Origin of the sequence: Anaerococcus obesiensis (assembly GCF_016599815.1) — a bacterium.
GTDB lineage: Bacteria > Bacillota > Clostridia > Tissierellales > Peptoniphilaceae > Anaerococcus > Anaerococcus vaginalis.
Window position 1 is genome coordinate 254,831 of the sequence record NZ_CP067016.1, and the last position, 21,224, is coordinate 276,054.

Sequence of the window (21,224 nt, forward strand, 5' to 3'; positions counted from 1 at the left end):
TTTTATGATTAAAATTACTTTTACTTTATAATTCTTGAATTTTTCTTTCAAACTGGGGCTTGTTTGATAAACATCATCTGCATCCATTATTGCTCTTACCACGCAAATTCCATCGACTTTTGTATTTTTTAATATTTCTACATTTTCAATATTTAAACCACCGATGGCATAAATGTCTATGTCCACTTCTTCTTTTATTTTTTTCAAAGTTTCTATTGATGTTCTTTTGGTTTTTACGTGAGTTTTGGTTTCAAAAATCGCCCCAACTCCCAAATAATTTGCCCCATCTTTTTTTGCTTTTTTGGAAGCTTCTACTGATTTTGCAGTTGCTCCTATTATTGCTTTTTCTCCCAATAGTTTTCTACAAAGTGCAATTGGCATATCATCTTTTCCAACATGAACGCCACAGCCAAGAGCCCAAGCAAGATGAACCTTATCATCAATTAACAAAGGAATATCGTATTTGTCACAAATTTTTTTTACTTTTTTCCCTAAATTTAAAATTTCAATATCAGATTTTTCTTTTTCTCTCAATTGAACAATATCGACTCCACCTTTTATGGCATCTTCAATTCTTTCTAAAAATTCTTCTTCATTATATTTATCTGAATTTGTTACCAAATATAATTTTTTCACAAATTTCCCTCCTTTATTTTTGCTCTTTTTATAATTTCTTCATCGCTGATTTCTGATATATTATCCATCAAATTTACAAAAAAACTATAGGGCTTTTTTGTATCAGAAATTTCTCCAGATATTTCCAAAATAAGAAGAGCCAAAATTGACGCTTCAATTGGATTTGAAACTGATAAAAATGTAGAAATTAAGCCTGTCAACATACAACCTGTGGCTGTGATTTTTGAAAGATTTTCACAACCATTATCAAACAAAAAATACTTATCATCTTTTAATAATATATCAGTTTTTCCTGTAATCAAAACTGCCGTCTTGTATTTTTTTGAAAGTTTTTGAGAAATTTCTGTAAAATATTTTATATTTTCACAAGAAATCTTATCCTCATCTCCTGCATCTATGCCTTTGGCATGAGAGTTTTCTCCACAAAGAGAAAGAATTTCAGATGAATTTCCCTTAATGACTTCAAATTTATATTTTTCTAGTAATTTTTTTGCAAAATCAAGCCTAATTTTACTTGCACCAACTCCAACCACATCCATTATTACGGGAATATTTTTCTCATTTGCAAATTTCATCGCTATTTCCATTGCTTTTAATCTTGACTTTGTAATATTTCCAAGATTTATAGAAAGCGAATCAGAAATTTTTACAATTTCTTCCATTTCATCTTCGCATTCGGCACAAATTGCCTTGGCTCCTTGAAATAAAATCGAATTTGCCACCATATTTATGGCAATTGGATTTGTAATTGCGTGAATTAATGGAATTTTTTCCCTAACAAGTTTTCTATTTTCAAGAATTTTTTTTAGATTTTTCATATACATTTACTCCAAGCTTTTTTTGTATGGAATATAAAACTTTAGATTTTTGCAAAGTTTTTAAGAAAATATAAGCTACACTTCCTCCAATAATTGTTGCAATTGTAAAAGAAGGCAGGTAAAAATACCAAGTTATATCGCCTGTTCCATAAAATAATTTCATAACTGGATAAGAAACAATAGCTCCAATTATTCCTGTTCCAATTATTTCCCCAACTACAGCTGCAAATAAATTTCCTTTCGATTTTCTATAAAAAATTCCAGAAAGCATAGCTCCAAAAATTTGTCCAGTTATGGCAAGAGGAGGAATTCCTAGAAAACTCATTCTCAAAAATGCAGTTATTAATCCATTTAATAGTGAATACCAAGGGCCCAAAAAAACTGAGCAAACAATATTTACAAAATGAGCCGTTGGAGCAAAACCTTCAAATCTTAAAATTGGAGAAATAACAACTCCAATAGTTACAAACATACAAAGAGTTAGCATAATAAGCAAAGAATTATTTTTTTTCATAATCTCTCCTAAACATTTATATAATCAGTAAAAACTGGAGTCATGTCAATTGCTTTTAAATCTTTTATTGCATCATCACATGACCTATTATCTGCAATTTCAAATTGCTCATCTCCCGTATCTTGAGAATTTTTTGATCTATGACCAATTGACGTATCAACTGATGCAGAAATTTTTGTTGCTGCATATTTTACTGCCAAATTTCTAAAATCACGGTCTTCTCTTGTTGAAAGAGTTATTGATGCAAATGGCAAAAATATTCTAAGAGCAAGCATGATTTGGAAAAATTTCTTATCATTTACTTCAAAAAATTTAAGCTTATCTGCCCCGTGGGTTGGTCTTATTCTTGGAAGAGAAATTGCAATTTCTGCGTGAGGATATTTTTTTTGAATTTTTTGAGCGTGAAGACCTAATTTAAATGCTTCTTCAATTGGATCATTAAGTCCAAAAAGCGTTCCAAAACCTACTCCCCTAAAGCCTGCCATCATTGCTCTTTCTTGAGTATCAATCCTATAAACCCAAGATCTTTTGTGACCGTAAGGATGGTAAAAATCATAAGTTTTTGGATTGTAAGATTCTTGAAAAACTGTAACAAAATCTGCCCCTGCTTCTTTTAATTTTTTATAATCATCTACATTTGCAGGGTAGACTTCAATTCCTATTGTTTTAAAATATTTTTTGGCTATCTCGCATGCTTTTGCAATATATTCTACTGATGAAAATTTTTGACTTTCTCCTGTTAAAATCAAAACATCTTCAATTCCAGTATCTGAAAGAGCCTTCATTTCTTCTTCAATTTCTTCAAAATTTAATTTTGCCCTTTTTATATCAGACTTTGCCCTAAAACCACAATACCTGCAAGAATTTTCACAATAATTTGCTATATAAATCGGAGAAAAAAGACAAACATTATTTCCAAAATATCTCACTCTCTTATCTTTTGCAAGCTCTCCCATTTTTTCCAAATGATTTAAAGCTTTGTCTGATAAAAGATTGTAGAAATCTTCTTCATCAAGTCTTTCTTTTTCTAAACTTCTTAGAATATCAGAATCACTTACATTTTTATTTTTTATTTTTTCGTAATTATCTAAAACTTCGGTTTTTATATGAGAATCGATTATATCCATTTCTGGAAAATAATCTGTAACTTTTTTAATATTCATCTTAATCAAAAAAATCTCTTAGTGGAGATGATGGATCAGCTCCAGATTCTAAAACTCTGCCCGGCTTTGAAAGATAAGCAAGACGACCTGCTTCAATTCCAAGTTTAAAAGCTCTTGCCATCATTGTAATATCAGAAGCACTTGCGATTCCTGTATTTGCCATAATTGCACAAGTTCCCATTTCCATTGCCTCTGCGGCTTGACTTGGAAGACCAATTCCTGCATCAACAATTACTGGAAGGTCAACTTCATCAATAATTATTTTTATAAATTCTTTTGTGACAAGTCCCTTGTTAGATCCAATTGGAGCAGCAAGTGGCATTATAGCAGTGGCTCCCGCATCTTTTAAATCTCTTGCATAATTTAAATCTGGATACATATAAGGTAGAACAACAAAACCTTCATAAGCCAAAACTTTTGTAGCCTTCAAAGTCTCTTCGTTATCTGGCAAAAGATATTTTGTATCTCTCATAATTTCAATTTTTACAAAATTTCCACAACCCATTTCCCTTGCAAGTCTTGCAATTCTAATTGCCTCATCAGCATTTCTTGCTCCAGAAGTATTTGGAATAATTGTAACGTGTTTTGGTATATAATTTAAAATATTTGCCACATCTTTTGTATTAGCTCGCCTTAGAGCGACTGTAATCATTTCACATTCTGCATTTTTTACAGCAGCATCAATTAGTTCCACAGAATATTTCCCGCTACCAAGAATAAATCTTGAATTAAATTCCTTGCCACCTAGTATAAATTTATCTTCCATAATAATCCTTCCTTATTTTTTTCAAACACTCAAGAGCCTCAAGGCTTGCCATGATTGATACATAGGCAAGATAAAGCCCATCTTTTTTTGCGTCTGATTTGAAATCACCAACCATAGTGATGTTATTTATTTTTTTTACCTTAATATCTGAAATATCTCCAAGTCCTGCCATGCCCGATGCGGTAAAAAGAAATTTATTTTCTTTTTTTGAAAAATAATCAAAGACCATAACCTTGGACTCTTTCTTGTCAAAAGCTTCAATAAAATAATCGGTTTTTTCAATAATTTCATCCATATTTTTTTCATCCAAGAACATATTTTTTGCATGAATTTTTGTAAAGGGAATAGTTTCTTCGATTATTTTTTTTGTTGCAAGGACTTTTTCTTTGTCAATATCAGAAATTTTATAATTTTGCCTGTTTAAATTCGAATATTCAACCTTATCAAAATCATACAAAAAAATTTCTCCAATGCCCGCTCTTGCCAAAATCATTGCAACATTTGAGCCAAGTCCTCCACAACCTAAAATCGAAACTTTTGCTTTTTCAAATATTTCATTGTCATTTTTATTTTGTCTTTTTAAAATTTTATCTCTTAAATCCATCAACCCCCTCCAACAAAGGAAAAAACTTCCACCTTATAGCCATCTTTTACAAGAAAATTTTTGAAATTTTCTCTTTTTACAAGTTCTTGATTGACTTCAACAGCCACAAAGTGAGGATCAAATTTATTTTCTTTTAAAAATTCATACAAAGAAATTTCATTTTCTATTTTCACTTCCTTGTAATTTATTAAAACCATATTCACCTCCTAAAAAAAGAACACAAATAGAAACCATACCCGAGGTGGTATGCCCCATTTGTGTTTTGCACATAGATTATTTGACTAACTACTATAAATTAATTTTTTATTAGGATCAAAAAAAAGACCCTAACTAGGGTCTTTAAACTTTTTTATAATCATCGCTTTCTTACGCAGGTTTTAACCTAATCAAGTTTAAAGGGTTGATGAAAATTCATCTCTCAGCTAAAAGCACCCCTAGCTATTTTTATTATAGGACAAATTTATTTAATTTGCAAAATTTTTTACCTATCTTCCAAAGATATGTAATTTTTTATTTGGCTTAGTGATTTGTAGGCTGGTCTTATTATTTTTGAATCTTCGATTTGTTCAAGTCTGTGAGCAGCCCATCCAACTGTTCTTGCTATGGCAAAGATTGGTATATATAAATCTTTTGGAATATCTAGCATTTCATAGCAAAATCCTGAATATAAATCTACATTTGCACAAATCGGATATGGTTTTTTTAATTTTTCCATCAAAAGCCTTCCACCAATTTTTTCGATTTTTTCTATAAATTCAAAATCTTTTTGTCTATTTTTAATTTTTGAAAGCTCTCTTGCCTTTTCTTTTAATAAAACTGCCCTTGGATCTGAGATGGTATAAACCGCATGTCCCAAACCATAAATTAAACCTTTTTTATCAAAGGCCTTTTTGTCCAAAATTTTTTCCAAATATTTTTCTATTTCTTTTTCATCTTCTATATTTTTTAAATTTTCCCTAATATTTTCAAGCATTTGACTTACTTTTAAATTTGCTCCCCCATGCCTTGGCCCTTTGAGCGAACCAAGTCCTGTGGCAATGGCTGAATAGGTGTCTGTTCCTGATGATGAAACCACGTGAGTTGCAAAGGCTGAATTGTTACCTCCTCCGTGTTCTGCATGAATTATTAGCAATAAATCCAAAATTTCTGCTTCTTCTTTTTTATATTTTTGGTCGATTCTAAGCATAGAAAGTATATTTTCTGCAATTGATTTGTTTTCATCTTGATTGTGAATTACCAAAGATTTTCCATCAAAATTGTGAATTTTAACTTGGTAGGAATAAATTGCAATTATTGGCATTTTGAAATTAAAGAAAGTGATTGTGATAGAACGTTCAAAGTATCTGTATCATCAGCCATTTCGTCATAAGAATAAAGGGCAAGCACTGACCTCATCATTATATTTACGATATTATTGCCTGGAAGATTTAGGATTGTATCTTCAAAAAATTTATTTGGCAAATTTCTTTCTTCTACTAGAATTTTTTTGAAACTTTCTAGGTCATTTTTATTTGCTAATTTATTAAAAAGCAAAAGATAAATAATTTCTTCAAAGCCAAGTCTTTTTGTATTTTTAAAATCATTTACCATACTTGTGAGGGGATAACCCCTATAATATAGTTCGCCTTTGCTTAGAATTTTTTCCCCATTTTCGATTTTATAACCGCAAACATCGCCGACTTTTGTTACTCCAACCAAAACTCCAGTCCCATTTTGATTTCTAAGTCCTCTTTTTATGGAAAATTTATCGTAGAGATTTTTATCTATTGTATTTTCTATTTTTATTTTTTTTGAAAGGTCTACAAGTTTATCTTTATTCATTTTCTCCTCCCAAATTTTTGATTATTTCTTGGGTGATTTTTTCCAAACTTGCATCTCCTCCCAAATCTTTTGTATGATTTTTCTTATCTTCCATTGTTTTTTCAATAGACTTTCTTAATTTTTCGGACAAATTTCCTTCCCCAATGTCATCAAGCATAAGAGATGCTGTAAGTAAAATTGCAATTGGATTTGCCAAATTTTTTCCAGCAATATCAGGAGCAGAACCATGAACTGATTCATAAATTGCAATATTCTCTCCCTTGTTTACTCCAGGAATTAAGCCAAGTCCACCAACAAGGCCTGCTGCCAAGTCTGATAAAATATCCCCGTACAAATTTTCAGTTACTATAACGTCAAATTTGTTTGGATTTAAAACCATTTGCATGGCAGTATTATCAACCAAAAGCTCTTCAAATTCTATATCTGGGAAAGAATTTGCAATTTCACGCCCAACATTTAAAAACAAACCATCAGTAAATTTCATTATATTTGCCTTGGTAACTATGGTAACTTTTTTCCTATTAAATTTTTTTGCATATTCAAAGGCTGCCCTTATAATTCTTTCAGATTTTTTTCGTGTTATCACCTTTATTGAATGAAATTTATCATCAGAAATTTTTTCCTCAAGTCCCATATACAAATCTTCAGTATTTTCCCTAAAAATTACCATATCGACATTTTCATATTTTGTTTTTATATTTTTAATTGATTTTATTGGCCTAATATTTGCAAAAAGATCGTATTTTTTTCTAAGCTCAACATTAATTGACCTAAAACCATGTCCAATTGGGGTTGTGATTGGACCCTTAATAGCAATTTTGTTTTTTTCAATTGATTTAAAAACTTCATCTGGAATAAAGGTATTTTCTTTTTCAAAAACGCTCGCTCCAGCATTCACTTCTTCAAATTCAACCTTTGATCCCAAGGCCTTTAAAACTTTTTTCATAGAATCACAAATTTCTGGACCGATTCCATCTCCCTTTATCAAAGTTACTTTCATAATTACTCCAATTCTAAATTTTTGGCATAATTTAAATAGCCACCCATTTTTAATATTTCAATTTCTCTTTTTGAAAATTCTCCCCTAACTTTTATTTCTATATCCTTATCCAAATCTTTTAAAATAAATTCCCCGCTTTCTAAGGAATTTTCTATATTTTTTATTTGAATATTATCAAATTCAGATAATTTTCATAGTCACTTTCATTTTCAAATTCTAATGGAAAGATTGCATTATTTATCAAATTTGACCTGTGGATTCTTGCAAAAGATTTGGCAATAACCGCTTTTACATTAAGATGCAAAGGAATTAAAGCAGCGTGCTCTCTTGATGATCCTTGACCATAATTTACACCAGCAACAATAAGACCACCAGAGTTTTTTTCGGCTCTTTTTTTGAAATCATCGATTTTTGTTGTAAAGGCAAATTCTGATAAATATTCTATATTTGACCTAAATGGCAAAAGTCTAGCGTTTGATGGACAAATATCATCAGTTGTAATTCCATCGCCCGCCTTATAAATTATTTTTGAATTTATTTCAGAAACAGGACTTGCCTTTGGAAAAGGCTTGATATTTTTTCCCTTTACAGTTTCTTTAATTCTTTTTGCTAAATCTTCTTCTCTTTTTATAAAATAAGCATCAGTATGGTCAAAAATAATATTTTCGTCAAAATCTTTTTTAAATTCAGCATCTTTTGGATTGGATATATAACCATTAAGAGCAGAAATCGCACAAGTTTCTGGACTTGCAAGATAAATTTTAGCATCAATTGTCCCAGATCTTCCCTTAAAATTTCTATTAAAAGACCTTAGAGAAATTCCACCAGCTTTTGGTGCTTGGCCCATGCCTATACAAGGCCCACAACCCGATTCCAAAATCCTCGCCCCAGCCTTAATCATTTTTGCAAGGGCCCCGTTTTCTGATAATTTTTCCAAAATTGTGGCAGAACCTGGAGAAATTACAAGAGAAACATCAGGATGAACTTTTTTTCCATCAAGAATTGATGCAACTTTCATCATATCCATATAAGATGAATTTGTACAAGATCCGATTGCAACTTGGTCGATTTTTATTTTCTCCATTTCAGAAATTTTTTGGTATTGGTCTGGAAAATGAGGTCTTGCTACAGCAGATTCAATTTCACTTAAATCAATTTCCATAACCTCATCATAAAAAGCGTCCTCGTCTGCCTCTAATTTTTTGTAATCTTCTTTCCTATTTTGGCTTTTTAAATATTTTAAAGTATTTTCATCAGATGGAAAAATTGAAGTCGTCGCCCCAAGTTCTGCTCCCATATTACAAATTGTCGCCCTGTCAGTCACTGACAAAGATTTTACACCTTCTCCAGAATATTCCATAATATATCCCGTTCCGCCTTTGACAGACAATTTTCCCAAAATATATAAAATTAAATCCTTGGCATTTACATAATCTTTCAAAGAATTTTTGAGTTTTATATTGAAAATTTTTGGCACTTTTATAAAATAAAAACCTCTTGCCATAGCAACAGCAACATCAAGTCCCCCTGCCCCAATTGCAATTTGTGCCAAAGCACCGCCCGTTGGAGTATGAGAATCAGAACCTAAAAGAGTATTGCCAACTTTTCCAAATTGTTCCAATTGAACTTGGTGGCAAATTCCACAACCAGCTTTTGAAAAAGTTATACCAAATTTATTGGCAGCAGATTTTATAAATTCATGATCGTCAGCATTTTCAAATCCTTGTTGGAGAATATTATGATCAATATATGCAAGAGAATTTTCAGTTTTTACATCCTCAATGTCCATAGCCTCAAGTTGCAAATAAGCCATAGTCCCAGTAGAATCTTGAGTTAAAGTTTGATCGATTTTAATACAAATCTCCTCGCCAGTTTTAATCTCTCCTTGTAAAAGATGGTTTTCTAAAATTTTTATAGCTAATGATTTTTTCATTTTTTACCTCTTTACTTTAATATATTATTGTAATAATTATACGCCGAAGTAAAATAATTTCCAAAAAAATATCCCACGCAAATTACGCGGGGAGAGATTTAAAATGATAAATTGTATTAGGTTAAAATTTAAAATAGCTATTAAAAAAAATAGCTATTAAAATAAGAATAAAAAATAAATTCATAGGAAATTTTATTTAAAAAATCCCCCATGAATTTAACTACATATTCTTAGTCTTATTAAAAGAGGCCTCAACTGCCTTTATCAATCCTGCCCTAAAATTATTTTCTTCCAAGGCCTTCACTCCTTCGATTGTAGTTCCTTTTGGGCTTGTCACCTTATCTTTTAAAAGTCCTGGATGCTCTCCTGACTCTTCCATTAATTTTGCTGATCCTATTATTGTTTGGGCGATTAATTTATAGGAAATATCTCTTTTAAGTCCACAAAGGACTGCCCCATCAGACAAGCTTTCCATAAATAAATCCACAAAAGCAGGCAGACAACCATTTACAACACTTGCTGCATCAAATTGATTTTCGTCAATTTTTATAGCCTTGCCAAAAGATGAAAAAATTTCTAAAATATTTGAAAATTCCTCATCACTAACATTTGAATTTGGACAAAGAATTGACATCCCTTCCCCAACAGATGCAGGAGTATTTGGCATAGTCATAACAATTTTTTTGTCAGATCCCAATAAATTTTCAAGTTTTTCAAGAGTAAAACCTGCAGCAATTGAAATAAATACTTTATTTTCCAACAAATCTTTTATTTCATCAATCACTTCTTTATAATAATTTGGTTTTACAGCCAAAATTACATAATCAGAATTTTCCACCACTTTTCTGTTTTCCATAATAGAAACTTCTTTATCCTTAAAAAATTCTAAATTAGATCCCCTATTAGATAAAAAAAGTTCATTTTTACCCAAAAGACCTTTGGCAATTGAAGAACCCATATTCCCAATGCCGATAACACCAATTTTCATATTTCCTCCTTATAGAAAATATATTTATTTTGTTTTCATATTAAATTTAATCGTTTTATTAAATTTATCCTTCGTATACTTAGGGCGGAAGGAACAGGGGACTTCCGATTGTCCCCTTTTTCCTTCCCCCTAAGAACTCCCATCTTTATAACCCCTTAACCGGCCCTTGCAGGGAGCAAAATCAGAAAGAAACTTGCGTTTCTTTCGTTTTTTTAATTGATTATCAAAATTAAATAAGAAAATAAGCCCAAAATAAATAAATTCTAAGTTCATTAAAAGAGAAAAAATAACTCACTAACGTTCAAACAATTTTTTCTCTAATAATTCACTTGAATTTATAGTTATTTTTAAATGGCAATCAATCTTCAAAAATTTGAAAGAAGCGTTAGCTTCTTACAAAACCAGCTCCATGCAATGGTCGGTTGCAGGGGGGCAAAAAAGTGGGGGTCGTTAGGGGGAGGAAAAAGGGGGAGAATCGAAACTCCCCCATTTCCTCCGCCCTAACATAACGAAGTATTAAATATATATAACAATTTATTACAAGAAAAAACCAAATTTCTAAAATAATCTTTAAAAAGATTATTCCCTAATTTGCCCTTGCCCCAAAATCACATATTTATATGTTGTAAGCTCATTCAATCCAACTGGTCCTCTGGCGTGAAGTCTTTGGGTTGATATTCCTATTTCTGCTCCAAATCCAAATTCTGATCCGTCTGTAAATCTTGTTGAAGCATTTACATAAACGCAGGCTGAGTCCACTTCTTCTACAAATTTATTTGCTTCTTCTATTTTTTCTGTAATTATTGCATCTGAATGGCCTGTGGAATATTTGTAAATGTGATCAATTGCACAATCTATATTTTCTACTTCTTTTACTGAAAATTCATAGTCCAAATATTCTTTGCCATAATCTTTCTCACTTGCAGGACTTGCCCCCTTTATTTTTCCTATTGTATTTTTACAAGCGTGAACTTTTAATTTATATTTTTCTACAATTTTATTTAGTCCATCATAAAAACTTTGGTCGATGTCCTTGTGAACGACTAAACTTTCAATGGCATTGCACACGCCTATTCTTTGAGTTTTGCCGTTTTCAAAAATTTTTATCGCCTTTTCAATATCAGCGTACTTATCAACATACAAATGGCAATTTCCCACTCCAGTTTCAAGGGTTGGCACACTTGCATTTTTTACAACTGCATTTATAAGAGATGCTGATCCTCTTGGAATTAACAAGTCTACATATCCATTTAATTTCATAAGCTCAGTTGATGAATCCCTGCTTGTATCGTCAATTATTTGGACAATATTTTCATCAAAACCTGTGTTTTTTATTCCTTCTCTGATTGCACTTGCAATGGCAAGGGAAGAATTTATGGCTTCTTTTCCACTTCTTAAGATTATAGAATTTGAAGATTTTATGGCAAGAATTGACGCATCCAAGGTTACATTTGGCCTTGCTTCATAAATCATTGCCAAAACTCCGATTGCAACAGATTTTTTCCCAATCAAAAGTCCATTTTCAAGAGTTCTCACATCAGTCATTTTTCCAATTGGGTCAGGAAGTTTTATCATTTGATCGATTGATAAAATCATTGAGTCAATTCTACTATCATCAAGTTTTAGCCTATCAAGAAGACCTTCTGCCATATTATTAGAAAGTCCCTTGTCGTAGTCTTTTTTGTTGGCATCAAGAATATTTTTCCTGTTTTTTTCCATGGAAATTTTTATATTTTCTAAAATTTTATTTTTATCTTTTGTTGAAAGCTTTACAAAATCTTTTTTTGCTTTTTTGGAAAGCTCGCCCATTTTAGTCAATTTTTCTTTTAAAGATTGTTCCAATTTCCTCTCCTTTCACTATTCTTCTTATATTTTTCAAATCTTTCGAATTTGCAATTACCGTATCAATTCCCTTTTCCATACAAAGGTTAGCTGCATTAATTTTTGTAGCCATCCCACCAGTTCCAAGATTTGAATAAGAATCCTTGCCCATTGACCTTAATTTTTCGTCAATTTCATTAACTTCTTTGATTAATTTTGCCTCCTTATTAATTCTTGGATCATCTGTATAAAGTCCATCAATATCTGACAAAAGCATAAGCAAATCAGCATCAACCAATTTTGCAACTACAGATGATAGGGTATCATTATCCCCAAAATCAATTTCGTAAGTAGAAATCGTGTCATTTTCATTTACAATTGGAACAACTCCCATTTCCAACAAATCATTTATAGTATTTTTGGCATTAAAATTCATAACTTCGTTGGTTTCAACCATTCTTGTAAGAAGAATCTGCCCAATAGAATACCCATATTCCGCAAAAGCTTTGAGGAAAGTATTCATCAAAGTAACCTGCCCAACTGCAGCTGTGGCTTGTTTTTTGCTAATATCATTTCTAGGCCTTTTAATAGAAAGCCTGTTTGCCCCAGTTGCAATCGCACCAGATGAAACCAAAATCACCTTAATGCCCTTGTTTTCCAAATTTACAATTTCCTTAGCAAGTTCTTCGATTCTTTCAATATCAACCCCACCATTTTCGTGGCTTACAGAAGAAGAACCTACTTTTATAACTATTTTTCTCAATTCATTACTAAATTCTCTCATATTTTTCACCTCTTATATTTTATAAGAAAACACAAAAATAAGCAATTTAAAACACCCTTTTTGTAGGGTGTTTAGTATTAAAAATTATTTATTATTTGATTTTAAATTACTATTAAAATTTTTCAAATTATTAATCCTCAAGGCACATTTGGTAAATTTTTTTCACATCTTCAGGTTTAAGTTCTACAAAACCATTTATTTTGCCGTTTTTGCCACAGGCTTTTTTGCTCATTTTGTCAAAATATTCATCGTCTATATTTATTTTTCTTAAATTTGAATCAAGTCCAAGGGTATCAAAGAAAAATTCTTTTGTTTTTTCTATAGCTTTTTTTGCAACTTCCATTTTGTCAAGATTTTTATCAATATCAAAAACATTTACTCCCAAATCATAGAATTTATGAACAGTTTTTTCACTCAAAACATATTCCATCCATCTTGGTGTCAAAATTGCAAGCCCAAGACCGTGAGTTATGTCATAGAAGGCTGAAAGTTCGTGTTCTATTGGATGAACTGTCCAAGCAGCCTTTGCAGAATTTGCAATAAAATCATTGATTGCCCAAGATGATGCCCACATAAGATTTGCCCTTGCCTCATAATTTTTTGGATCTTTCATGGCAATTGGACCATATTTTATTACAGTTTTCATCAAAGATTCCATAATTCTATCAAGCATAAACATTGAATCATCAACATTAAAATATGATTCAAAAATGTGAGATAAAATATCACTAGATCCACAAGCTGTTTGGAATTTACTTACAGAATATGTGATTTCTGGATTTAAAAATGAAACTTTTGGTCTGGTATCTTCGTGACCTGATGAAAGTTTTTCTTTTGTTTCAGGGTTTGTAATAACCCCACCATTATCCATTTCAGATCCTGTTGCAGCCATGGTAAGAACTGACAAAAGTGGAATTGCAGGGCTCATTGGTTTTCCTTTTGAAATAAATTCCCAAGGATCAAAATCTGCACAAGCACCAGCTGCCATAAATTTTGATGCATCAATTGTAGATCCACCACCAACAGCAAGAATTGCACCGATATTATTTTCCTTTATAATTTTTATACCTTCTCTTACAGAATCAATCCTAGGATTTGGTTCAATTCCAGAAAGTTCAAAAATTTCAACTCCAGAATCTTTAAGCTCTTTTATAACCTTATCATAAACTCCATTTTTCTTGATAGATCCACCACCATAAGTTATAAGCACCTTATCAGAAAATTTCTTAACTTCCTCGCCCACAAAATCAAGAGCATCTTTTCCAAAATGTATTTTTGTTGGAATATTATAAGTAAAATCTAACATAAATCCTCCTTTTTTCTCTAATAAATACTTACCCAAAACTAACCAATATAAATTTAAATTTTATACAAAAAAACTGACTCTAATTTGAGAAAAACTCAAAATAAAGTCAGTTAAAACTTTTAAAATTTACAAATTAAATTTTAATTTTTATTAATTTTTTTCAATTTCTAGCGCCTTGTTTTTCTTTTTGTTGTAATAATAAGCTGCAAGAATCATAAGGATAAGACCGATAATTGTAAATCCTATCCAAGCTCTAATACCATTTGTCATTGGAAGAGATACTTTCCTATTAATAATTTGCATTACATCAGAATTATCTGCCTTTGGCTCAACATAGTCTACATAAACATAAGATTTTTCATCATTTTGTTTTTGTTTTTCTATGTTATCAAGTAAAGCTTGTAAATTAGCTGGAATTCTTCCAGAATTAAAACTATACATAGCTTCAACTGTTTTTCCATTTGCAATTAAGCTTGTTTTTATTTCATCATTTCTAGCTACACCATAGTCTAGTGCATTTACCTTTATTACAATCTTATCAGAAGATTTTTCAGCTCTTGCAAGTTCTTTCAAACTAAATTCTACTCTCTTACCTTCAAATTCTGTTGGTAAATTAGCAGCTATATTCGCATCAGCTTTTGTCTTATCTGATGGTTTTTCTCCTTTTTAAGTCTATAAACCTCTACGTTTCCAGATCTGTTATCTGTATTATTGATGTAGTCGATTATAAATTTATCGTTATCAGAGTAAGTTTTTTCTTCGTTATTTGGATTTATTACATAATACATTTCTAACAATCCAAGACCTGAAGTAGTTCTGTTTGTTAGTGTAGCATAAGCTACTGTATCATTAGCATCTGTAGATTTTCATCCTTTTTAATATTTCCAACACTTGCTTGTGATTTTACTCTAAGTTTTCCATCAATTATAGCAAATTCTCTTACAAAACCATCAACTTTTGAATATCCATCTGGAGCTTTAACTTCTTTTAGTGCATAGTAGCCATTCTCATAGAATTTAAATTCTATAAGTCCATCATCTCCTGATTTTAGAATATTATCATCTGACTTTGTATAACCTAGCGGAGCTTTTTCAGATTTTTTCAAGAATATTCTTCCCTTACCATTATTTTCTTTGTATAAGACGAATTTATCTTTTTCGTAATCTGCATCTGGATTTTCTTTATAATAAAGCTCAAATTCTGCACCAGCAAGTTGTTTACCATCCTGGTCAGTTTTCTTAAACTTAATTATTTGCTCTTTAAGATTTACAATTTCGATTGGAACAGTAGAACTTATTTCTTCAACTTGTTCGCTTCCATCTTCTTTGACTATTTTCTTACAATTCTACCAGTTTTTTCAACAGTAAACTCGTAAACAGCACCTTCAATTTTTTATAACCAATAGGTGGATTAAATTCTTGCACTTGATAATCTCCTTCTTCAAGATGATCAAATCCAAATGTTCCATCTTCTTGTGATTGTTTATCAAAACCATTGACATACTTAAAGAGTCCATCTTTGTATCTTTTTGTACAAACCAAAAGTTGCACCTTTTAATGGATTTTTCTTTGAATCAACCTTTTTAAATAGTATTTTGTTAGGTTTATTTATAGCTTTTATACTAAACTTAGCTTCTCCTGTATTTTTTTGTTTAAAGACGTAAATACTATTAACTCTTTGTACATAATATCTTGTTATAGCATCTTCAAGATATACTGTTGATTCATAATCAGTTTCTTCTCCAACCTTTAAATATCCTGTGACTTTTACAATATAAGAATCATTTTGGCTAACATTTGAGCTTTCTAAACGATAATTTGCACTTCCACCTTGAGCAACACTCTCCCAATAAGCTTTATGATACTTAGTTGTTCCTGGGCTGTTATCATTAACTCCAAAAGATTCAGGCATGTATAAGTTAATATTTTGACCAGAATTATTATTCAATGCTTGTGTTTCTATTTCCAAATTTGTAACTAATTGATTTGGTCTATAATAGAAATTCAATGGACCAGATGTTTTTCTTAGCTTGTTAATGTAGAAGTATTGTTCAAACTTACCAGTTTTTACATCAAAGCTTGTTATCTTTGATGCCATATTAAGATGTGTATTACCTACTATATTTTCAGCCATTTCTGGATCATAAGTTACTCGCATGTTCTTATAATTTTTAGTATCATTTCCTACTCTCATTCCAAGTTTTTGAGTAGAAGAATTTTGAACTTTATATAAGTTAATGTGGGCTGTTAAAGCATTTGAAAATTCTATCAATTCAAATTGTCTAGCATAATCAGTGAAAGTATAAATTATTCTATTATTTTCTCTGTCATACTCTCCTTTTGCTATTGTACCAACTCCATCAGCAAAAATATCTATATTCTTATTTTCATTTCTCAATATTCCCCATAGATCAATATTGTCACTAAGATTTAATACAAAATAATCTCCAGGATTAATATCAAGTCCATCCTTTGGTTTGAATTTATTTTCAAATAACATACTTTGACCAAGATGAGGTCTTATTTCATCATTTCCTGTAGTATTATCTCCCTTTTGCTTGTGCGGTCTAAGAATTTCTATACTTGAATCAGTCATTTCTATTGAGTCAGTAAGATTTTTCCCAGTTCTTTGAATAGGTCCACTGTATGGGTCAAGTTTATCTCCACCGATTGTAAAGTTCCAAACACTATCAGATTTTACATATCCTGGATGAGATTCAATTTCTTCAAGCCTATAATTTCCTATAGGAAGTCCTTCAAATGTTAAATTTCCATCTTCTCCGATAGTTTCAGTATATTCTGATTTGCTTACAGGCTCTCCCTTTTCATTTTTCTTCGCACTCGTTCTTGTTAGTTTGAATTTTGCTCCGATTAAATCGCCTGCTTGATTTCTAAATCCTTTTAAACTTTTTCCTTTATCATCAACTTTATTTACACTTATTTTACCTTTTCCAGGTTTTTCGTTGATAATTTTACCCATGTTCTTAGCAGTTGCTGCTGTTACATAGTCAATTAGTTTACCGTCGGTTTCTTTTCCATCATAATGGTAAATTGATTTATTTTGGTAATTTATTCTAATATATCCATTTCCTTTTGGAATAATTTTTTCGTAACCAGTAGTTGGATCTGTTATTACTAAATCTTCCTTTGAAACTTCTATATTGAAGTCTATAATTGGATCTTTAATTTGTTTGTAGCCATTTGGTGCCTTTACTTCCAAAACTCTATAACGGCCTTCTTTAAGACCTCTAAATCCAAAATATCCATTGAAAGCTGATGATACATATTTTCCTTCAACATCTTCCCAGCCATATTGTGGACCTAGATAAGTTTGAATTTTAAATACAGCACCTTCTAGTCTATTTTTAGTAATTTTCGGATCATTAATATCTAATCCTTCTTCATCTCTACCATGTTTAGAGAAGGTTATATTATAATCAGACTGTTCATTGTTAATGCGTAGTCCCTCGTTATCCACAGTTTCACTATTGTTAGATTCATACAATGAATTGATATTTGCACTTGTAGTTACTGATGAAAGTTTTCCTACCTTATCTCCTATTGCAGGATAAATTCTACCAGTATCCCACCATGTTCCACGAGCATCATACCAACCTTTACTCAAATAATTTGGATATTTTCCTTTTTTATTTGGATCTTCCTTATTTGATGTACTCATTTTACCAAAATTAGTATCACCTGTAACACCAAGGTTAATGTTACCTAATTGATAAGAACCGCCATCAACAAAATCATAGTTCTTATCAGCTCCACCACGGTGTTGGAATTTCTTTCTCCTTCATAGAAGTCGATTTTTATATCAATATTTCTAATTTTTAATATCATCTCTATTTTAGGAATTCTATCAAAATATCCTTCAATGTCTATAAAATAAACACCCTTTTCAATATTTAATTGGTCCTCATCAAATCCCCAATCGAATGGTCTCCATCTTGCAGTATTAACCATTGAAACATTTTGATTTGAAATGTCGTACTTGTTCAATACTTCATTAATATCTACGCCATCTGGGTTTTTGATTTTATAAGTTGTTCTATAAGCTGTTTTTACTCCTCCGGTTTCTGTTGTTGGAGCTGCTGCTGTACCATAATCTCTTTCATCTCTTTTTATTACTGGATTTATTTGTACATTTATTTTTTCATTTCCAGTATATCCTCTCGTATCAATATAGATTCTTTGAACATAAGTTCCTAGAGTAGTATCGATATTTGTAATTTTGATGAATATTTTATTTGAGCGTTAGAATCATTTAAGTTCTCTCCAGCTTTTGCCTTGTCACTTGCAACATAGTTTGCTGGTGCGTACTCAGGACCTGTTGATTTAATTATCAATTGTCCTTTTTCTTCAATAACATGGAGCTTCCATGGAGCTGGAATTTTTTGTAGCCAACTGGGGCTTCCACTTCTTCTACTTGATAATAAGCATCTTTTTGTAGTTTTACAACTTCTCCATTTTTATCAATAAATCTTACCAAACCATCCTTATCTGATGTAGCAGTCACTTCCTCAAATTTTTATCAACAGTTGTGTAAGTTTTATCTGTATATTTTTTAATAGTGAACTTTGCACCTTTTATATACTTACCATAAGATTTTTGTTTTAAGATTTTAAATTCTATACCAGTTTGTTTATTTGTAATTGTTGCTGTATTATCTAATAATTCTTCACCGTCAACTCTTGTTCCTCGACGTTGTTTTTTATCAACTTTTGGCTTAATCTCTCTTACAAATTCAATGTTATAAGCTGCAATTCTTTCTCCTGCTTGTTTTTCTGGCACTGGCAAATTTTCTGGCCAATCAGCTGGTTTTTGTGCATCTGGTTCATTTTCCTATCAAATGTTACAGAATATTTATATTCAGCTTGTCCATTTTCTCCATCTACATCAACTTCTATTTCGCCTTGTTTTAAATTAGGATCGTCAGTTGTTATCGTATCAAATGGAATTTCTTTTGTTAAACTTACAGGATTTGTTGTTCTAGATTCTGGTCTTTTCTTTGTACCATGATGATATTCGTTAGGAACTGGTGCTGGATCTTCTTTTGTTTCTTCTGTTTTTTCTTCATTTCCAGTTGCAACGCCATCAGCTAGCTCCCTCTTATATTTTCTATAAAGTTTACCAGCTTTTCCTTCTACAGTCCAAGTTTCATCCTCATATTTGTCAGGCTCTGGAACATCAATTGTACTTGGTTGAATATCATTTTCAAATTTCCAAACATAATCATAAGTTATAACTGGGCCTTTGTTAATTTTATCTTCACTTGCGTAAGATTCCCCTATCCAGTTTGTGTTATACCTTGAACTTCTTGTATTAGAAATATAATCTGCACCTAGACCTATTCCTTTACCATCTTCATAGTATGTTTCTATTTCGACTAATATATTACCTTTTACGCTTGAAGGGATTGAATCGTTTTTCAATCTAAAATGATTTTTAACAAAATCTTGAGTAAATCTTACATTAGTTATTTCTGTCTTTGTTCCTAGATTGTCTAAGCTTGATCCTGTAACAGTGTACACTTTTACTATAGCTTTTTAGGATTATTGGCTCTAACGTCAAATTCCTCTGGTTAACTGTGAATTTGGATTTTACGTGTCGTAGGTGCGAATTTTGATTCTCCAAACAAGAATACCTGCTTAAATTTATTATCAACCTTATTGATTTCTGTCATTCTAGTTTCTAAAACTATTCCAGGATCATCGGTAGCTTTTATTGTTGATAATTGCGTCTTTTCAGACCTAGCTGGATCAATATTTTCCCAATCACTCTCAGCTCTTTGTGCATTTTCCAAAAGATTTCTTGGATTTATTTCAGAAATTTCAAGTCCTTCATTTTCATCTCTAGAATCTTTTGCCATTCTTGCTAGATAATATGTTCTATTATTTATTAATTCTTCATTTGCATTATCTTTATTGGAAAGTGATCTAGCTGACTTAGAATTTAAAAGTGATGTATTTTGGGCATTTTGATTATTTTGTTTTATAAAAGTTTTTCCCTCAGCTGTAATTGTTACTGTCCAATCTGTGTCTACTTTTTCGTAACCTGAAGCAGGGCTTTCTTCTACCAAAGTATATGTTCCTGGTTCAAGATTTGTGAAAGTTATCATACCTTTTTTGTCGGTTGTCATATATCTTTCATCTTGTGAAGGATCTGGTCCTATTAATTTGAAAGTTGCTCCTTCTATTGCTTGATTAGGATCTAGCTTTCTTACTTTTTTAACTTTAAATTGGAATCTTTCTTTTTCGTTTGTTACATCAAGTGAGTCCTCTGAAATATAAGTTCCTTTTATATTCCCAGCCTCTCCAATTATTGGGTCAGATTTTTTGATATCTGAAACTTTTTCGTAGTAATCACTCTTCCAATAAATTTGATTATCTTCTGAGTACCAATCTAATCCAAGACCAACTCCACCATCTTTATTTCTGTATGGAACTTTTACATCAACTACTATAGGTTGTTTTGTAGGAGGCAATGTCATTGCCAAACGGTTAGGTTCTCCGTATCTTCCTGCTTCTGCTTTTTCAGATTTTTTAACTTCATCTGTTATATCTTCTACATTGTAATTTGCAAGTCTTACATCTGAAATTAATCCTGTTACTGGCTTATCTAATTTGAATACTTTGTATTCAGCATCTCCATCATACCAAGTCATATTATCATACTGTGGTTTTTCTCTGTGGATTGACACTTTTGTATTTTCTTCAATTTCGGATGCTTCTGGATTTATTATAAATCTTTGAACAACGTAATTTTTTCTTCATTTATTGCAATAATTCTTGTTCCTAAGTAACGTGCGTTTTGATTATTTCCTGCCCAGCCTGTCCATCTATTATCATAATTTGTGAACTTTGATGTATCTCTTCCTTTTACATTAATCCAATTTCCGCCTTGAGCAAGGATTGATTTTATATCAGTTTGTGTTGAATCTGAAACATAGGTATAAACTTTTGTTTTTCCGTCACTTACTTCAAGAACCCATTTTTGATCAAGCTTTTTATATCCTTTTGGAGTTTCGATTTCTTTTAGAACGTATGTTCCATCTTGCAATTCCTT

The 21,224-nt window shown here is 31.2% G+C and carries 23 protein-coding genes, 3 pseudogenes and 1 riboswitch; all 26 genes and pseudogenes read right to left on the bottom strand.

Annotated elements, in window-relative coordinates:
- Nucleotides 1-33 precede the first annotated feature (33 nt).
- A pseudogene (gene thiE / locus I6H46_RS01285) lies at nt 34-636 on the bottom strand (thiamine phosphate synthase); the annotation flags it as partial.
- Nucleotides 633-1,454, bottom strand: coding sequence for a hydroxyethylthiazole kinase (gene thiM / locus I6H46_RS01290; RefSeq protein WP_019118514.1), 822 nt, complete (start codon nt 1,452-1,454; stop codon nt 633-635). The pseudogene thiE and the gene thiM, both read right to left, overlap by 4 nt.
- A complete protein-coding gene (gene thiW / locus I6H46_RS01295) occupies nt 1,429-1,968 on the bottom strand; it encodes an energy coupling factor transporter S component ThiW (RefSeq protein WP_200225975.1) in 540 nt (179 codons plus the stop codon). The genes thiM and thiW overlap by 26 nt, the downstream gene beginning before the upstream one ends.
- Before the next feature lie 8 nt (nt 1,969-1,976).
- Nucleotides 1,977-3,131, bottom strand: coding sequence for a 2-iminoacetate synthase ThiH (gene thiH, locus I6H46_RS01300; RefSeq protein WP_026074077.1), 1,155 nt, complete (start codon nt 3,129-3,131; stop codon nt 1,977-1,979).
- A 1-nt stretch (nt 3,132) separates the two neighbouring features.
- Nucleotides 3,133-3,897: a thiazole synthase gene (locus tag I6H46_RS01305; protein ID WP_019118584.1), complete on the bottom strand. Its 765-nt coding sequence runs from the start codon at nt 3,895-3,897 to the stop codon at nt 3,133-3,135.
- Complete coding sequence (thiF, locus tag I6H46_RS01310) at nt 3,887-4,501, bottom strand: sulfur carrier protein ThiS adenylyltransferase ThiF (RefSeq protein ID WP_019118585.1); 615 nt, start codon at nt 4,499-4,501, stop codon at nt 3,887-3,889. The genes I6H46_RS01305 and thiF overlap by 11 nt, the downstream gene beginning before the upstream one ends.
- Nucleotides 4,501-4,698 (bottom strand): sulfur carrier protein ThiS, encoded by a 198-nt coding sequence (thiS, locus tag I6H46_RS01315; RefSeq protein WP_019118586.1) that lies wholly within the window; start codon nt 4,696-4,698, stop codon nt 4,501-4,503. The genes thiF and thiS overlap by 1 nt, the downstream gene beginning before the upstream one ends.
- A 149-nt stretch (nt 4,699-4,847) precedes the next feature.
- Nucleotides 4,848-4,947, bottom strand: a riboswitch (TPP riboswitch).
- Between the two features lie 35 nt (nt 4,948-4,982).
- A pseudogene (locus tag I6H46_RS01320) lies at nt 4,983-6,322 on the bottom strand (citrate synthase).
- Nucleotides 6,315-7,322, bottom strand: a complete 1,008-nt coding sequence (locus I6H46_RS01325) for an isocitrate/isopropylmalate dehydrogenase family protein (protein WP_019118589.1) — start codon at nt 7,320-7,322, stop codon at nt 6,315-6,317. Before I6H46_RS01325 ends, I6H46_RS01320 begins: the two are co-directional and overlap by 8 nt.
- A 2-nt stretch (nt 7,323-7,324) precedes the next feature.
- A pseudogene (locus tag I6H46_RS01330) lies at nt 7,325-9,255 on the bottom strand (aconitate hydratase).
- A 220-nt stretch (nt 9,256-9,475) separates the two neighbouring features.
- Entirely contained in the window at nt 9,476-10,243 is a 768-nt protein-coding gene (proC, locus tag I6H46_RS01335) for a pyrroline-5-carboxylate reductase (RefSeq protein WP_019118591.1), read from the bottom strand.
- Nucleotides 10,244-10,822: 579 nt separating this feature from the next.
- A complete protein-coding gene (locus I6H46_RS01340; protein WP_019118592.1) occupies nt 10,823-12,085 on the bottom strand; it encodes a glutamate-5-semialdehyde dehydrogenase in 1,263 nt (420 codons plus the stop codon).
- Nucleotides 12,054-12,848: a glutamate 5-kinase gene (proB, locus tag I6H46_RS01345; protein WP_019118593.1), complete on the bottom strand. Its 795-nt coding sequence runs from the start codon at nt 12,846-12,848 to the stop codon at nt 12,054-12,056. The genes I6H46_RS01340 and proB overlap by 32 nt, the downstream gene beginning before the upstream one ends.
- A gap of 130 nt (nt 12,849-12,978) precedes the next feature.
- Nucleotides 12,979-14,154 (bottom strand): iron-containing alcohol dehydrogenase, encoded by a 1,176-nt coding sequence (locus I6H46_RS01350; RefSeq protein ID WP_019118596.1) that lies wholly within the window; start codon nt 14,152-14,154, stop codon nt 12,979-12,981.
- Between the two features lie 150 nt (nt 14,155-14,304).
- A complete protein-coding gene (locus I6H46_RS01355; RefSeq protein WP_200225977.1) occupies nt 14,305-14,727 on the bottom strand; it encodes an LPXTG cell wall anchor domain-containing protein in 423 nt (140 codons plus the stop codon).
- Nucleotides 14,728-14,774: 47 nt separating this feature from the next.
- The gene (locus tag I6H46_RS01360) at nt 14,775-14,942 is read right to left on the bottom strand and encodes a hypothetical protein (protein ID WP_200225979.1); all 168 of its coding nucleotides are present in this window, start codon (nt 14,940-14,942) and stop codon (nt 14,775-14,777) included.
- Between the two features lie 50 nt (nt 14,943-14,992).
- Entirely contained in the window at nt 14,993-15,487 is a 495-nt protein-coding gene (locus I6H46_RS01365; RefSeq protein ID WP_200226250.1) for a SpaA isopeptide-forming pilin-related protein, read from the bottom strand.
- Between the two features lie 4 nt (nt 15,488-15,491).
- On the bottom strand, nt 15,492-15,695 hold the full coding sequence (locus I6H46_RS01370) for a SpaA isopeptide-forming pilin-related protein (protein ID WP_200225981.1): 204 nt from the start codon (nt 15,693-15,695) through the stop codon (nt 15,492-15,494).
- On the bottom strand, nt 15,658-17,832 hold the full coding sequence (locus I6H46_RS01375) for a SpaA isopeptide-forming pilin-related protein (RefSeq protein WP_200225983.1): 2,175 nt from the start codon (nt 17,830-17,832) through the stop codon (nt 15,658-15,660). The genes I6H46_RS01370 and I6H46_RS01375 overlap by 38 nt, the downstream gene beginning before the upstream one ends.
- Before the next feature lie 44 nt (nt 17,833-17,876).
- Nucleotides 17,877-18,158 (bottom strand): hypothetical protein, encoded by a 282-nt coding sequence (locus I6H46_RS01380; protein ID WP_200225985.1) that lies wholly within the window; start codon nt 18,156-18,158, stop codon nt 17,877-17,879.
- Nucleotides 18,159-18,364: 206 nt separating this feature from the next.
- The gene (locus I6H46_RS01385) at nt 18,365-18,505 is read right to left on the bottom strand and encodes a hypothetical protein (protein ID WP_200225988.1); all 141 of its coding nucleotides are present in this window, start codon (nt 18,503-18,505) and stop codon (nt 18,365-18,367) included.
- Nucleotides 18,502-18,675: a hypothetical protein gene (locus I6H46_RS01390; RefSeq protein WP_200225990.1), complete on the bottom strand. Its 174-nt coding sequence runs from the start codon at nt 18,673-18,675 to the stop codon at nt 18,502-18,504. Before I6H46_RS01390 ends, I6H46_RS01385 begins: the two co-directional genes overlap by 4 nt.
- On the bottom strand, nt 18,672-18,950 hold the full coding sequence (locus tag I6H46_RS01395) for a hypothetical protein (protein WP_200225992.1): 279 nt from the start codon (nt 18,948-18,950) through the stop codon (nt 18,672-18,674). Before I6H46_RS01395 ends, I6H46_RS01390 begins: the two co-directional genes overlap by 4 nt.
- Complete coding sequence (locus I6H46_RS01400) at nt 18,896-19,690, bottom strand: G5 domain-containing protein (RefSeq protein WP_200225994.1); 795 nt, start codon at nt 19,688-19,690, stop codon at nt 18,896-18,898. Before I6H46_RS01400 ends, I6H46_RS01395 begins: the two co-directional genes overlap by 55 nt.
- Before the next feature lie 50 nt (nt 19,691-19,740).
- Entirely contained in the window at nt 19,741-20,823 is a 1,083-nt protein-coding gene (locus I6H46_RS01405) for a prealbumin-like fold domain-containing protein (RefSeq protein WP_200225996.1), read from the bottom strand.
- Nucleotides 20,824-20,897: 74 nt separating this feature from the next.
- Complete coding sequence (locus I6H46_RS01410) at nt 20,898-21,218, bottom strand: SpaA isopeptide-forming pilin-related protein (protein ID WP_234287381.1); 321 nt, start codon at nt 21,216-21,218, stop codon at nt 20,898-20,900.
- Nucleotides 21,219-21,224: the final 6 nt, after the last annotated feature.